The organism is Nostoc sp. DedQUE07 (assembly GCF_034530975.2).
In the GTDB taxonomy this organism is placed as follows: Bacteria; Cyanobacteriota; Cyanobacteriia; order Cyanobacteriales; family Nostocaceae; genus Nostoc.
Genome location: NZ_JAVRCC020000094.1, coordinates 1 through 15828 on the forward strand (window position 1 = coordinate 1; position 15828 = coordinate 15828).

A 15828-nucleotide genomic window follows, 5' to 3' on the forward strand; every position below is an offset into this window, starting at 1 on the left:
GGGGGGTAAATCCGAGGTTTGCGCTTCATTACCAAGATGTGTGTACACAGAAGCTCCGACACGGAGAGGGGAGCCAAAACTCTAATTTCTCGTTGCTCCTCCCTTTCCCTGTGGGAGAGGGAGGTTGTCCGGGAGAGGTTCATCGAACTCACGTTAAAACAGTCGCGACGAATATTCTTAACCGAACGGTATTGAGTTGGAGTACACAGTCATCAATTGTGTAAACTTCAGTGAAAGTTATGATATTTTTGACCGCAGCCTGATTTTTGAGAATTGAAAAACACCGATTCCCGACTTCATAAAAGTTGTCGGGGATTTTGTTTTTCCCCAGCAGTTAACAAATCTTCAAATCGGTAGATGTATTTTTGTCTAGCTATTCACTAACGATCGCATAAAATTGATTCGGATTAAATTTACATTTCTTTAAAAGACAATATGTTTGCCAGAATTCGCCGAATTTTGAGTCAATTTTTTAGTAATTCCAGAACAATCAACAACGAACCACTGAATAAAGTCAGTTTGATTGTCATTATTATAGTTGATATTTTTATCTTAATTAATGTTTTTACCGGACTCGATGATATTAGCAGATGGCATATCAGTCCAACTGAGGCTTATCCATGTTATTCAGAGTGGCAAAATTACCGAGCAAAAACCACTAAAGATAAAGACTATGAAATTGTTAGACTTTCATTGCCATCTTACACGAACAATCAATTTAGTTTTCGGGGAAACTATCAACAAGCCGAAGCAGGACATCTAGGTAAGGTTTCTCAAACTTGTTTGCAATATGCCGATTACAAAGATAAGATTAAGAATTCTGAAAAGCAGCAAATTATCAAAACTATCGAGGAAAAACAAGCAAAAATTAGTAGACTGGAACAAGGCAATCGCACTATTAAATCTCAGTATGACTCAACGCTTTTAGAAAAAATTGCCGGACAGAATCGCGAACAATCAATTAATCAAGTCAGTGCTGAAAAAGCTAAACAGACGTTAGAAGAAAATAATCGCCAAATTTCTACTCTTCAACAAGAAACTTCTACTCTTAAAAACGAACTACTCGCTCAACCAGAAAGCATTAGTTTTATAACCTTTCTTAAAAATGACAATCGATTTCAAGAAGTCGATAAAGGCTATCATCAGGCATCATTTTGGTATCCAAGTATCCAACTTGGTTTTCAATCCCTCTTTCTTTTACCACTGATTCTCATTGCCTTATCAGTTCATAAATTTGCCCAAAGAAGAGGATATGGACTCGTCTCGCTAATTAGCTGGCATTTGCTAGTTATCTTTTTTATCCCATTAATCATTAAAATATTTGAATTTCTCCAAATAGGTGCAATATTCAAATTTTTATTTGATGTAATTAGCGCCATTTTTGGCGGTTTACTTTTCCTGATAAATTATGTTTATATCTTGCTGATTCCAGTTATTGGTTTTGGAATCATCCAATTTTTTCAAAAATTTGTCTTTAACGCTAAAGTCCAAGCAGCTAGCAGAGTTCAAAAATCCCGATGTGTCAATTGTGCCAAGAAAATTAGACATCTTGATACTTACTGTCCACACTGCGGTTATTATCAGTACATTGAATGCCATAACTGCCATAATCTTACTTATAAGCATTTGTCGTACTGTAAACATTGTGGAACTTCTCAAGTTTCCAGTAATTTGTAATCAATGAAGTCGTCGATCGCCTTTTTAACTTAGATATGAAAAAAGAGAAACAAATCAATAAAGAGAGTCAGTCGCCGCTTGATTTTCTGAAAAACCTGTTGATTGCTCGTTGGCGATCGCTCTTACTCCTTTTGATCGGAGTGTATTTACCTTTGCAGATTTTTGAAATCTTGACAGTGAATATATGGAAGAATCAAGCAGGCTTTCCGTGGGATGCGCCGATTCTGTTAGCGGTTCATTCTACAGCAAACCCACAGTTAGACGTTTTAGCTGTCATCCTAGCGACAATTGGGTTGCCTTGGACGGCAATGGTGATTTTGGGGGCGATCGCACTGATGTTAATACTTCAAAAACGCTGGCGATCGCTAGCTTATTTACTCACCGCCTCAGCAGGAAGCGTCATCATCAACCGCACAGCAAAACAATTAATGCATCGAGTGCGTCCACAATTGTGGCAGTCCATTGCACCTGAGTCTACTTTTGCATTTCCCAGCGCTCATGCGATGACGAGTGTAACATTGGTAGCAATTTTGTTATTTTTAACTTGGGCTACCTCTTGGCGCTGGTTGATTCTCATATTTGGCAGCTTATACATCATCGCAATTGCGTGGTGTCGTCTCTATTTAGGGGTTCATTTTCCTAGTGACATTCTCGCAGGTTGGATGGTTGCATTAGGTTGGACGATTGGTGTCAGTCTAATTATCAAACCCTATAGAACTATAGCCAAATCCGTAGATAGCGAACGTTCTAAAGATGAAACTACTTTACTACCAGAAGAAGTAAAGTCGATAAATAAGGAGTAATATTAGCCCTCACCCTAAATCCCTCTCCCAAGCTTGGGAGCTACCGTGTATACACAAGTCAAATTACCCCCCTTAATCCCCCCTTATAAAGGGGGGAAACAGGAATCTTGTTCCCTCCCCTTTATAAGAGGAGGGTTAGGGTGGGGTAAAACCGTGATTTCTCAGCTATTTCAGACTTGTGTATACACCGTAGAGCTTGGGAGAGGGACTTTGCTTATTTTAAATTTAAAAATTGGATCTCAAAATATGGTCTTTTATTTTTTTGTCAAGAACTCGTTTTGTAAGTAAAGCTATTGAAGAAAAATCCAGAAATCAGAATTCAGAATTCAGCAATCTTTCAGTCGGAGATTGGGACTTGCGACTCTCTTGTTGACCACCAAATTTTCAATTTGGTGGGGGTGCAAAAACGCTGATTATTCAGACGATCGAGTACTCGCTAACGCTACGCTATCCGCCAGTTGTACAGAATACCCAACTGAATTCTGTTTGATAACTTAATTATCCAAAAACGGTATTATAGGCTATTGTTTTTGGCTTGGCAAAACTTTTAGGTTTACTGACTTTACCATTCAACCTCTTGGTGATAAAGTAATCCCATTAATTCATATCTATTCAAAACAACAATCAATATAACAATGAAAACATTGCAGGCTTTAATGCCGATCGCGCTGGGTTTACTTACACTTACAGTCGCGAGTTCTGTGAATGCTCAAGCGATAATTGACACTGTAGACAACGGTAATTTAAGTGTGACGGGGATGACACGAGGAAGCGGTTGCACTGTCCTTTTTAGTCCTCAAGGGGAGCTAGTTCAAAACGGTCGTTCCTGTAGTTCAAAAGAAATTGGTAAAGCTCAAACTGCGATCGATACCTATCTCCGGGAGCAAGGCGCACCTGAGCGCAACAGTGACAACTCAATACGTCAAAGACTGACCTTAATCTGCTACGGTGAAGGTCGCAAACCAAGTGTTGAAAACCGCAACAGCTATGAATGGAACTCACGTCGTCATCGCTATGAACTGCAAAATCGTGTAGAGTCTTCGACAAACGAGTTCGATTCCGAGGTTCAAGTCGAGATTCGTAATATGCAGGGAAAAATTCATCTGGGCGGAAGGCTCATCCCGCCAATTAATTCAGGCGGTACTGATGGATGGTGGAACCTCAAGGATCTCCGTGTCACACCTGAGCAAATCACGGGAAAATACCAAGTAAATGGGCTAAATCATCCGCGTGTTGAGATCGATCGACGCAGTGGACGGATTGCCATTAATGGGATTGAGCATTTCCGTGGTAATTGTGATTCCGGCGACTGGAGCAATAGCAGAACTCGTTTTTAGTCTGTTGTATTGTTGGGTTTTATAAAGACAAAGACGAAACCCATGTCTTCGCAGTTTTTATCTCACATTCGGCACCTTCAACTGTTATATAGGAATCATATTTGATTTTTGAACAAAATTAGGTATTGTAGGGTGTGTTAAAACGCAGTTTGTAACGCACCAAACCCTTGATGATAGTGCCGTACTCTCGCAGCTACACACCCTACGTATCTTTTCAAAAATCAAATACTAGTCCTATATAAAAATACACTTCTAAATTGGATTGTTTGTCCAGATAGCAACTAATTCTTACAATCCTCTGAATTCCCCGTGTAAACGATCGATTGGTAGCGTCCTTGATCTGTCTGGATTGTTACACAGTAGTTGGTTTTGCCTTCTAACCAGTAGCCGTAGCCCGAATCATCACTTTTGACCCATCGATAGCCCCGTTTTTTCACTGTGTTTTCTGCCTGTCCTGCTCTTGCTCCCACTAAATCGCTCAACCGAGAGACGGTAGTACCCGCTTCCGGCTGACGCCTAGCAGCAGCTCTCCGATTTCTGTTACCTGAGTTTTGTCGATTGGCAGATGTATCCCAATAGACAAAAATCGACTCATTGGCGAGACGATAAATCTGTCCTCGATCGCCAAGTCCAGATTGTCGATAGGCAGCATCACCATTTCGATCGCGATAATTGCCAGGTCGATTACCCGAAGGGAGCAGGTCATAGCTATTACCATTTTCTAGTTGAATGCTAACCGCACCCTGACGTTGGGAAAAGGTACAAGGGCCAGAGGATGTGGCGCGGTCTTCTCCTTTTGGGAATACATCGCAACGGGCATTCACGGTATCGGCTTTGACGGATACAGGAAAACTCAAAGAAGCGATCGCCAATGCTACCGCTAACAATGAATTAGAAGATTTCATCACCGTAAAACTCCTGAGTTATGATGACAACGAAGATGACATTTTATATCATCCTCTAGATGTGCGTTTGCTAGTTGACATTTGCAAATCTTTTAGACATCTTCCGCAACGCCAAATTAAGAGCAGCCCTCAACATATTCGACTTCTGGCAATTTACCCGCTCTGAACTCAGTGACAAGTTTACCATCAGTCTCGAAGACTAGGCGATAGTTGCGATCGCTAGGGTCTTTCGGGATGAAAGTTAGGTAATGTCCGTTTTGGACGTATTTATGAGGTGTGACTTGAATTTGTCCTGGGTAAAGAGACTTGATTTGCGCTTCGGTGTCGCCAATTTTTGCACCTTTGAAGGTAGTAATCTGATTATTTTGCCTTACATCTACTCTGGAAATTCGACCTTTTGTCACCATGAACGAAAGATTTTTGGGTTCATTTTGTGGCTTAATATAATAGCAATTGTTATTTGGTGAATCGCCCACTAGCTTAGTACCAGCAGCCTTTGCCGCTTGAGGGACAGTCATGCCAACTTTTACTGTGCCAATACCGTTAATAAACAGTTTTGACTGATTCGTTAGTTTCGCCTTGGCGATAACTGTGCTAATAGTCAAACAAGAAACTGTCAGCATTACGGTGACAAAAGTCAAGATTTTAGTTTTGTTATTCATAATTAGATATTTTCCTCAGTTAAGTCGATAATTTCATCGAAGCAGAAGTTGCGGACTAAATTTGCCAATTTTTCTGCCAAAGCAGAATGAGTTTGGGGAATTTGCTCAATGAGTTGCAAAATCCTTTCAGCATCGACTTCAACGGCTGCCTGATTCAGTTCTGTTAGCCATTGGGTAGGCATAATGGTAATTGCAGAGCGAAGATCCAAGATAGTAGATTGAGTATTTTCTAAATTGTTGCCTATTGCATCTTCATTGCTTTCTTCTGCACAGATATAACGTACTTGCAAATATTCAGCGATCTTTTCAAAAATCACTTGCTCTCGGAATGGCTTACGAACCAAATCGTCACAACCTGCGGCTAAGATACTTGCCTGTTGTTCTTCAAAAGCACTGGCAGTTAAGGCAATAATTACAGTGCGGAAATTTCTAGTTGTATTTTTTTCCTTGGCTCTAATCTCTTTAGTGGCATCGTAGCCGTTGATTACAGGCATCCGCATATCCATCCAAATTAGGTGAGGTTGCCAGGTTTGCCAAATAGCGATCGCTTCTTGTCCATTAGTCGCAGCCTGAATTTCAAAACCAATGCTACCAAGAAGTTGCACAATCAAATCGCGGTTTTCTTTACGGTCATCTACTACGAGAATACGGTAAGATGCTTGGCCTTCTGCTAGCTTCAGTACCCGTCCCTTATTCAATTTTGGTGCAGCTTTCAAAGCTGCGGCTAAATTCACTTGAATATCAAAGCTAAAAGTAGATCCTTGTCCCAGGCTACTCGTTAAGTGAATATCGCCTCCTAGCAACCGCACAAATTGACGGCTGATAGTCAGTCCGAGTCCAGTTCCCTCCTTAGTTTGAATACCACTTGTTGTCTGGACAAAAGGCTGAAACAGGTTATTCATTTCTGCTGCCGCTATTCCCCGTCCAGTGTCTTGAATTTCAAAAAATAAGGATTGGGCATTGGGCATGGGGCATGGGGCATTGGGCATTGGGCATTGGGCAGGGCTTAATAGTTCTTCCTCCCCTGCCCCCCCTGCTTCCCCTCCTCTACTCTCACTTCCTAATCTGACTCGTAAAGTAACTCCCCCTGTTTGAGTAAATTTGACGGCGTTACCCAAAAGATTAATTAGCACTTGGCGGAGTTTACCTTCATCTGTTTGGATGTAGCGGGGGAGATTGGGAGCCATTTCAAATTTGAGAAACAATTGCTTTGCCTGTGTCCGCACTTGGAACATCTCTTGTAATGTTTGCAACAGCAGATATAGATCGAAGTCTTCGGGGTTGAAAATGATTTGTCCAGCTTCAATTTTGGACATTTCCAAGACATCGTTAATCAGGTTAAGCAAGTGTTCTCCACTGCGATTAATGGTAGCTAATGATTCGCGCTGGTTTGAGTTGAGGCTAGTGTCTCGCTCCATTAATTGGGAAAAACCTAAAATTGCATTTAGAGGAGTGCGGAGTTCGTGACTCATGTTAGCGAGGAAAGCACTCTTGGCTCGGTTGGCAGTTTCGGCGGCTTCTTTGGCAATTCTCAGCGCTTCTTCTGCCTGGTGTCTAGCTCGACCGATCGCAATTATTTCACCTACCAGTTTCAATAGATTAATATCTTCTTGGTTCCAGGTTTTTGAGTAGTGAATCATCGCTGCACCAACAAACCCAACTACTTTGCCAGCATGAACCATTGGCACAGCTAGTATAGATTGAAACGACATACTTTCAAAAAGTTGTCGCTCAGGTAGATGCAGGGGTAAATCTTCCACGCAAGAGATTTGTCGATGCCTACCACAAAGAATCGGCTCGTAGAAATAGGGGAAAACTTCCACAGGCGAACCTTTGGCAATATCAATCAATGGTGCAACATCTTCACCACACCATTCATGGATCAGGTTGAATTCACGTTTATCCTGGGAGCATTCAAAGATGCAACTGTGTTCAGCATCAATAAATTCAGCGATCGCTCGCAATGTAAAATTAATTGCTGTTGCTAAATCTTGGTCAATAAATTGCCGAGAAACGCTGCTGATTAAACTTTCGGCTTGAGTTCGACGTTGCAATGCTGCTTCTGCTTGTTTGCGTTCGCTAATATCACGAGCTACGCCGACAATCTGAAAATTACCTTGGGCATCTTGTGTGCGGACTGCATTACTAGTTAGCCAAACCCAGCCCCCATTCCGATGTTTAGCGCGGTACTCAGTCCCCGAAATTCCCTCACCTGTTGCCAGAATACTTTGGGCAACTTCCAGCCATTTTGGCAGATCGTTGGGATGAGTAAAGGATGCCAAGGAATTACCCTCTATTTCGCTGGGGGCAAATCCGGTAGTCTTCAAGATATTTGGAGAAATATAGTTGAAAACCCCATCAGCATCAAGAACAAACAGCACATCGTTAACTTTTTCGACGATAGTGCGAAACTTTAACTCGCTTTGCTGTAGGGCTGCTTCTGCTTGTTTGCGTTCCAATTCGGCACCGGCACGGGCAGCAAATATTTTCACAATCAGTTCCCGTCCCGGATCGGGTTTCATGGGTTTGACATCTATCACTGCTAGATGTCCGATAATTTCGCCGGATGAACTGGTGAGAGGAACGCCAAAAAAACTCTCGGCATTCATCTTCACTAAATCGGCATCTTCTGGAAAACTAGTTTGTACTGCTTGCGGGTAATGACACATATTCCCTCGCAAGGTGTGTTCGCAAGGAGTACCGTGTAAATCGTATTCCAAGTTATCGTTAATAGCCCCATCACACCAAAATGCCAAAGTGCGGACTCTCGTTTTTGGCTCGTCATCAAACTCAGTCACTAAGGCATATTGAACCTGCAAGACTTCGGCAAGGTAACGAACGCAAGAATTGAAAAATTCATTGCCTGTTTTCGCGGCTGTACCCTCAACAATTAAGCGTAAAGCTTGTTCTTGCTGTTTGCGTTGGCTAATATCTGTAAAAACACAATCCAAACAGTATTCTTCGGCGTTGAGACGGAGTGATAACAGTACCCAAACAACAAATCCATCCAAGCGTCGCAGTGCTACTTCAAAATTGCGAACTTCGCCGGACTGTTCTAACTCTGCTAACATTTGCACCCGTTCTTCTGGATTGACATATAAATCAGTTGTGAAATACTTGCCAATTAAGTCAGCAGCAGAGGTAAAACCTAATATCTCAGCACCACGTTGATTTGCATCGATAATCAATCCATCTTTTTGGCAGGTGCGAAAAATCCCCACTTGGGAATTTTCAAAGATGTTGCGGTATTTCATTTCACTACGACGCAAGGCTTCTTCTGCTTGCTTGCGTTCTGTGATATCGCGTCCCACGCCGGCGATCGCAATTTCACCGCTAGGAGTGTTAATTGTAGAAGTGTTAAAGTTGAACCATCGCCAGCTACCATCTTGGTGTCGCAATCGCACTTCAATATCAGTCAGCTTTTCACCAGTTATCGCTTTTTGTAAAGCACTGGCACTAGTTGCTAAGTCTTCCGGTTTGGTAAACTCCACCACAGAATGACCTTCGATTTCCTCTAGGCTGTAGCCCATGATTGCAGTCACATTGGGCGAGTGATAAGTAAAAATTCCTTCTGGCGAGAGGACAAATATCAGATCGTTGGCATTTTCCACAATGCTACGGAATTTTAACTCGCTTTCCTGGAGGGCTGCTTCGGCGCGTTTGCGTTCTGTGGCATCAGTGCCGACTGAAAGAATTTCGATTAAGTTTCCTTGGGCATCTAAAATGGGTTTATTCGCCCAGACGATCCAGACGCGATCGCCATTTTTACATGAGTTCTCGTTTTCGTTAAATAGATAATTTTCTGGCTGCTGACAAATATCAACCATTAATGTGTGCAAATCGCGCCCAGAAGTTTCCGTTTCTGGTACGATTGTACCAATAACATTGCTTCCGATAATCTCATCTACATCGAAACCAAAAAGCCTTTGACCGTAGTCATTTAAAAATATAATGTCACCATTGCCATCCCAACGCAGAATGATACAGTTGGCTGTTTGCACCAAATCGCGGTACTGAGCTTCGCTTTGACGTAAGGCTTCTTCGGTGCGTTTGCGAGCCGTAATATCCCGGACTATTGCTAAAATATGTTGCTTGCCATTGTAGATACAGGTTGTTCCTTTGACTTCCACATCTATTAAACTGCCATCTTTGCAGATATCAACAGCTTGTCCATAAAATTGCTCGCCATATCGGGTTTTCTCGACAAACTCTAGAAAAACAGAATGGGAGTCTGGGTGAATATAAGCAGATGGATGTAAAGTGAGAAATTCTTCATAAGAGTAACCGTGCATTTGACAAGCCGCCGGATTAACTTCGGCGACTTTTTCAGTCTCTATTTCAGTAATAAATAGTCCATCATTAATTGCTTCAAAAATACTGCGGTATTGTAATTCGCTTTGTCGCAGCGCTGCTTCAGCCCTTTGGCGCTGGGTGATGTCGCGGAAACTCCACACTCTACCAATAATTTGTTCGCCGATGCGCTGAGGACAAGAGTAGCGCTCAAATACTCTGCCATCTTCTAGTTCTAACCAGTCGTAACTAACTAATTCTGGCTGTGAGTATAATTCTCGGACTCGTTGCAAAAATTCATCAGGATCTTTTAGCTGGTTTGCCAGATACGCTAGCCGCTGAATACAATCTGGTTCCGTCAAAAGTTCTGGTGGAATTGACCACATTTCTAAGAACTTTTGGTTGTAACTAGTAATATTACTTGAGCTATCGACTACTAATATACCATCTTGAATCGATTCAAAGATAGCGCTTAATAAAGATAGAGAATTTTCTAAAGCTACTTGGGTTTGTTTGCGTTCGCTCAGATCCCGCCCTAAAACCACCAAGGCTTTGCGTCTACCATCCTGGTGAAATAGGGGAGCTTTAATCATATCTAAACTGCTCACTGTCCCATCAGGACGAGGAATAGCTTCTTCTACCCGATGCACACATCCCAATTGCCAAGCTCGTTCATCTGTTTTGTCGCAGTTGAGCAAAGCATCATGATAAAAATTGCTAAATTCTGCCAATTCTGAGTCTGTTTTGCCTTGATAATCAACGCCTTGTAGCTCTAAAAATTCTAGGTTAGCTTGGTTTGACAGCAACCATTTGCCCTCACCGTCTTTCAAACAGATAATATCGGGTGTAGCGTTAATTAATGTCTGCAATCGCTCCTCAATTTCTTGTAAGGATTCTTGAGTTCGTTGCGTCAATGTGATATCCCGAATCACCAGTATTGCACAGCGATCGCCAGTCATTCCGGTAGAGCTACCAGAAATTTGTAATGTTATTTGCTCATCTTGCTGCAACTGATAATTTGCTGTTTCATACTCTCCATTGAGTATCTGCACATCAGGATAGCAGGATAAAGCAACTGGTTGTCCTAATTGTGTCAGGGGTAGCAAGTCAGTTAACTTCGCACCGCACACAGTACCGTGAGGTTGGTTTACTAGAGACTCAAAGCGAGAATTGCACCATTGAATCAGTCGGTCTTCTCCTACCCAAACTACAGCATCAGCGATCGCACCCAGCGTTACTTCCATCTTGTTCGCAGTGGCTTGCAATTGCTCTACCTGCTCTAGCTGTAGTGTATTCATCAAGACTCCTGTTAAATAATTCGTAATTCGTAATTCGTAATTCGTAATTTTTATTAATTAAGTACTGTACAAATTAACAATCCTGTGCTAAAGATGATACTAGTAAATCTGTATAGTGATTGTATCGTTAGTCTCTGACTGAAATATTCGACTACAGCAAAACTACATATTTTCTTCATTTTACAAAAATGCGATCGCCAAATCAGCAATTGCGATCGCCAAATCAACAATTGCGAACTCCAAATCAACAATTGCGTACGCCAAATCAACAATTGCGTTCGCCAAATTAACAATTGCGAACGCCAAATCAGCAATTGCGTACGCCAAATCAGCAATTGCGAACACCAAATCAACAATTGCGAACACCAAATCAACAATTGCGTACGCCAAATCAGCAAATGTGTAGGCATCTCAAAATATAGCGGTTTTTTCCTCGTTTCCTCGTTCCCAGTCTCAGACTGGGAATGCATTCATTGAGTCTCTGACTCAATACCATACTGGAGGCAGAGCCTCAAGGAGGGGCATTCCCATGCAGAGCATGGGAACGAGATAACGAGATACCCCCTGCTCCCTGCTCCCTGCCCCCTGCTCCTTGCCCTCTGCTCCCTGCCCCCTGCCGTCTTAATGATAAGTCTTTAACCCGACACGATATTACGCCCAGCAGCAGCTTGGTATAAAGATTGTATCGTCAGCCCATCATTGGGGTATTCGACTACAGTGAAATTACATATTACCTGAAAGCGATCGCCTTTGAAGGCTGTGAATATTTGCTGGCGGAGGGTAGTTAAAATCTCACTCAGGCGATGGTTTACTTCTGTTTTTGTTAATCCAGAAACTCCCACGACAAATTCACCATTACCCCAATAACCAAGCACTTCACCACTGCAAAATGCCGATTGGAATAAACGACTCCATCTTTGCAATACCTGGTTTCCAGCCTGATGACCATACTTAATATTAATTTGACGCAAATCAGTCACGCTTAAAATCGCCAAACAAACAGATTGCTGATTTTTCTCAGCTTGAGCAATTAGGTGCTGCAAGTCGCGGTTAGACTGAAACTGATTTGTTAGTCCGGTTAAGGGATCTTTAGTAGAAAGCGATTGTAGTAAACGACTGCGTTCTAAGCGATGGGTAATGCGCGCCAACAATTCTGCACCGACAACAGGTTTAATCACATAATCATCTCCCCCAACCGCAAACACTTGCTGCACAGTTTCCATTTCTCGGTGAGCAGTCAGAAACACAATCGGTAATTCCTGCCATTGGGGATCGGTACGAACTGCTCGGCAAAGTTCGATACCATTTATATGAGGCATTTCCACATCCAAAATCAACAAATCCGGTTTAGTAGATTGCAATACTTCCCAGAAACGTAGCGGATTTTCTAATCCTGTCATCCGCATACCCCACGGCTCTAACATTGGGCGCAGTGCTGCTAAAATCAACGGGTCGTCATCTACTGCCAGTATATTTACCCGTAAAGAACGAGTACGTTGTAATATCTGGGACGACACATCCCAAACTTGAGCAGCTGTTACAGGCTTGACCAAAAACCCCCGCGCCCCGTATTGAGCAAAAGTTACGCGTTCTACTAACTCATCAGTTGCAGCCAGCACCAGAACGGGTACGGGTGGGGTACGCGTTGCTAAGTCCCTTAGTAGTGCTAAACTTTCTTTACGCCAGCCGATATCATCTATATTTAGCACTACTAAATCTGGTGATGTGGTTTGGAGAAAGTTTTTTGCATCCTCTAAGTTGCTGATTTGCTGCCAGCATATTCCCATGCACTCAACCAGTTGTTGCAACTGAGAACCTAGTTGCAGATTGGGGTCAATTAATATCAATCGGGTACTAATTTCTGGTGCGATCGCAGCCGAAGTTTGATAATCTACATTTTGCCCCATCAGGTTGATGATGTTACCCAAACCTTCAATCAGCCCCAGCAATTGCCGCTTTTCACTTACTGACAAATCACCATCTTTCCCTAAAATCTGTTCAATTTGCCGCGCTAGCAAAGTACCATTGTCTTGCTCAAACATTCCCAAGACACCAGCTAGTTTGTGCGCCTCTCGTTCTCCCGATTTACGTAACTCCTGAGTCAGCGTTTTACCAGATAATGCAGTCGCCAATTCTTGCAGTACCGTTAATCGCTGCACCATCAACCCCTGATATTGCTTCCACAAGCCACCCATCGCTTGCTGAAACTGCTGTTCAACATCACGGTTAGAAATTCGAGATTTTTCTTCCTCCCCCTGCTCCTCTGCCCCTCGTCGGTCACTGAGCGTAGTCGAAGTGCTGCCCCTCTGCCCCTCTGCCCCTCTGCCCCCCTGCCTCCCCTGCTCTCTTCCAGGATTCAGCCGATATCCCAAACCATAAACATTTTCAATCCAGTCTACTGCTCCGGCTGCTTTTAACTTTTGTCGTAAGTATTTGATGTGAGATTTTACAGTTTCCTCTTGGGGTGGGTCGTCAAAAGTCCACAAATGCTCAATAATATCCCCCCGACTAAAAACACGGGATGGATTCCGTAAAAATAGCTCTAGCAAACTATATTCTTTGGCTGTTAATTCCAGGAGTTTGTTGTTATATGTGACTTCGCAACTACTGGGATCTAGTCGCAGCGCGCCTACTTCCAGTATAGGAGTACAGGGGCGATCGCCTCGACGGATCAACGCCCGTATCCGTGCTTGCAGTTCTTCCAAATCTAAAGGTTTGATCAGATAATCGTCTGCACCTGCATCAAGTCCCTGAATTCGCTCTCTACTACCATCTTTCGCCGTCATCAGCAGAATCGGAGTGAAGCAACCACCAGAACGCAATCGCTGACACAATGTAATCCCGTCTAGTTTTGGTAATCCTACATCTATTAATAACAGGTCATAGTTCGTACTTTGCGTGTATTCCCAACCCATTTGTCCATCTTGTACGACATCAACAACATAGTGTTGCTTAGTCAGAGACTTCAACAAGACACTTGCTAAAATTTCTTCATCTTCGATTAGCAAGATTCTCATACACCCGTCCAAAATATAATTTGCTACTTTACCCAAAAAAAATAGTACATTAGGTAGTTATTTTTCTACAAGGAAAAAATAAAATAATTTAGCAAGTCTTCTTATTTCGGTTACATTGAATTCACCTTATACTTAACCTGACTTTTCACAGGATCTGGAAAACCTCACTTCCATTCCTCTCTCCTACAAAAAGAGAGGCTTTGAATTCTCCCCCTTCCCTGGTAGGGAAGGGGGTTGGGGGGTTAGGTTTCGCGTTGGTTTTTCCACATAGCGTGAAAAGTCAGATACTTAACTCCTAACTCCTAACTCTTAACTCCTCCCTTTAAAAAATGGTTCCTTCCAAACGAGTTTATTTATTATTAGTTTTGGGTATAGCAATCGCCCCGATTCTATCCTTATTTATCAGCATTAGAGCAACCATCGCCATAACTGTGCTATTTGATGCCATCATTCTCGGACTGATGGTTGCAGATGGTTTGCGAGTGCGGCGTTCTCGCGTGCAAATTACCCGCGAATTACCGTCACGATTATCTATTGGGCGAGATAATCCTGTAGTGCTAAAGGTGACATCACAAAATACCGACGCTCAAATTGAAATCCGCGACTATTACCCAACAGGATTTGGCGTGTCTGCACCTGCACTGGGCGCCATTGTTCCCAGTAACAGCACTGAAGAATTAACGTATACCGTCCACCCAACACAGCGAGGAGAGTTTCCTTGGGGAAATATTCAAGTCCGACAGTTGGGGCTTTGGGGACTAGCTTGGGATGATTGGCAAATTCCCCAAAGTCTGCCTGTGAAAGTTTATCCTGATTTAGTAGGATTGCGATCGCTCACCATTCGTCTGACACTGCAATCATCGGGATCGATGCGTCAATCTCGCAAAACTGGTATTGGTACAGAGTTTGCCGAACTGCGAAACTATCGAACTGGTGACGATTTGCGGTTTATTGATTGGAAAGCTACTGCCCGTCGGGTTGGGGCTTATGGTAATGCCATGCCACTGGTCAGGGTTCTAGAACCAGAACAGGAACAAACGTTACTGATTTTACTCGATCGCGGTCGGCTGATGACAGCAAAAGTGCAGAATTTGCAGCGATTTGACTGGGGATTGAATGCAACTTTATCCTTAGCTTTGGCAGGTTTGCATCGAGGCGATCGCGTGGGTGTTGGTGTATTTGACCGCCAAATGCATACGTGGATTCCCCCAGAACGCGGTCAACATCATTTGAATCAGCTAATCGATCGTTTAACTCCACTTCAACCAGTATTATTTGAATCTGATTATTTGGGGGCGGTAACAAATGTTGTGCAGCGACAAACTCGCAGGGCGCTGGTAGTAGTGATTACCGATTTAGTTGATATCACTGCCTCTACAGAACTCCTAGCTGCACTCTCCAAGTTAGCACCCCGCTACCTTCCATTTTGCGTGACTTTGCGAGATCCACAAGTCGATCGTTTAGCAGACACTTTTACAGATGATGTTACAGGTGCTTATACCCGTGCAGTAGCACTAGATTTATTAATGCAACGACAAGTAGCTTATGCCCAACTGAAACAAAAAGGTGTATTGGTTCTAGATGCACCAGCAAATCAAATTGCCGATCGGTTGGTTGAGCGATATCTGCAACTCAAAGCGCGAAATCAACTTTAGTAATTGTCACTTTAACTTGTGTATTTTTATTCAATTATTTAGCGGAGGTATAAACTTTGCTTAACATTATCCAGGTAGAGACTGATGAACATAACTCTCATATCCAGCAAGTGTTTTGGGAATATCTTCATGAACCTATCCCACTAATAAAATCCTTTGAACCCAGATATGGATAGTAGCAAGG

At 42.8% G+C, this 15828-nt stretch carries 9 protein-coding genes; 4 read left to right on the top strand and 5 right to left on the bottom strand.

Translation table 11 applies throughout. From position 1 onward, the window contains the following. Positions 1–435 precede the first annotated feature (435 nt). From RMZ95_RS33395 to RMZ95_RS33405, 3 genes are all read left to right on the top strand, one after another. On the top strand, positions 436–1677 hold the full coding sequence (locus RMZ95_RS33395) for a hypothetical protein (RefSeq protein WP_322683080.1): 1242 nt from the start codon (positions 436–438) through the stop codon (positions 1675–1677). Positions 1678–1712: 35 nt separating this feature from the next. Further along, positions 1713–2480: a phosphatase PAP2 family protein gene (locus RMZ95_RS33400; protein WP_322683079.1), complete on the top strand. Its 768-nt coding sequence runs from the start codon at positions 1713–1715 to the stop codon at positions 2478–2480. Positions 2481–3115: 635 nt separating this feature from the next. Then, positions 3116–3817 carry a hypothetical protein gene (locus RMZ95_RS33405; protein ID WP_322683078.1) on the top strand — a complete coding sequence of 234 codons (702 nt, stop codon included), beginning with the start codon at positions 3116–3118 and terminating at the stop codon, positions 3815–3817. A 281-nt stretch (positions 3818–4098) separates the two neighbouring features. Here RMZ95_RS33405 and RMZ95_RS33410 read toward each other — a convergent pair whose 3' ends face one another. The 5 genes from RMZ95_RS33410 to RMZ95_RS33430 all read right to left on the bottom strand — a co-directional run bounded on the left by RMZ95_RS33410 (position 4099) and on the right by RMZ95_RS33430 (position 13989). After that, positions 4099–4722 (bottom strand): hypothetical protein, encoded by a 624-nt coding sequence (locus RMZ95_RS33410; RefSeq protein ID WP_322683077.1) that lies wholly within the window; start codon positions 4720–4722, stop codon positions 4099–4101. Between the two features lie 116 nt (positions 4723–4838). Next, a complete protein-coding gene (locus RMZ95_RS33415) occupies positions 4839–5384 on the bottom strand; it encodes a hypothetical protein (RefSeq protein WP_322683076.1) in 546 nt (181 codons plus the stop codon). Positions 5385–5386: 2 nt separating this feature from the next. Next, positions 5387–10972 (bottom strand): PAS domain S-box protein, encoded by a 5586-nt coding sequence (locus RMZ95_RS33420; RefSeq protein ID WP_322683075.1) that lies wholly within the window; start codon positions 10970–10972, stop codon positions 5387–5389. A gap of 180 nt (positions 10973–11152) precedes the next feature. Beyond that, entirely contained in the window at positions 11153–11341 is a 189-nt protein-coding gene (locus tag RMZ95_RS33425; RefSeq protein ID WP_409884459.1) for a hypothetical protein, read from the bottom strand. 266 nt (positions 11342–11607) lie between these two features. After that, positions 11608–13989, bottom strand: a complete 2382-nt coding sequence (locus RMZ95_RS33430; RefSeq protein WP_322683073.1) for a response regulator — start codon at positions 13987–13989, stop codon at positions 11608–11610. 329 nt (positions 13990–14318) lie between these two features. On the opposite strand from RMZ95_RS33430, the gene RMZ95_RS33435 reads away from it, so the two are divergent. Beyond that, positions 14319–15644 carry a DUF58 domain-containing protein gene (locus RMZ95_RS33435; protein WP_322683072.1) on the top strand — a complete coding sequence of 442 codons (1326 nt, stop codon included), beginning with the start codon at positions 14319–14321 and terminating at the stop codon, positions 15642–15644. Positions 15645–15828: the final 184 nt, after the last annotated feature.

What these genes read in the sequence shown, in the direction of transcription:
- RMZ95_RS33420 (WP_322683075.1), bottom strand. Translation starts at nt 10,972, where the DNA reads ATGAATACACTACAGCTAGAGCAGGTAGAGCAATTGCAAGCCACTGCG.
- RMZ95_RS33400 (WP_322683079.1), top strand. Translation starts at nt 1,713, where the DNA reads ATGAAAAAAGAGAAACAAATCAATAAAGAGAGTCAGTCGCCGCTTGAT.
- RMZ95_RS33430 (WP_322683073.1), bottom strand. Translation starts at nt 13,989, where the DNA reads ATGAGAATCTTGCTAATCGAAGATGAAGAAATTTTAGCAAGTGTCTTG.
- RMZ95_RS33410 (WP_322683077.1), bottom strand. Translation starts at nt 4,722, where the DNA reads ATGAAATCTTCTAATTCATTGTTAGCGGTAGCATTGGCGATCGCTTCT.
- RMZ95_RS33435 (WP_322683072.1), top strand. Translation starts at nt 14,319, where the DNA reads ATGGTTCCTTCCAAACGAGTTTATTTATTATTAGTTTTGGGTATAGCA.
- RMZ95_RS33405 (WP_322683078.1), top strand. Translation starts at nt 3,116, where the DNA reads ATGAAAACATTGCAGGCTTTAATGCCGATCGCGCTGGGTTTACTTACA.
- RMZ95_RS33415 (WP_322683076.1), bottom strand. Translation starts at nt 5,384, where the DNA reads ATGAATAACAAAACTAAAATCTTGACTTTTGTCACCGTAATGCTGACA.
- RMZ95_RS33395 (WP_322683080.1), top strand. Translation starts at nt 436, where the DNA reads ATGTTTGCCAGAATTCGCCGAATTTTGAGTCAATTTTTTAGTAATTCC.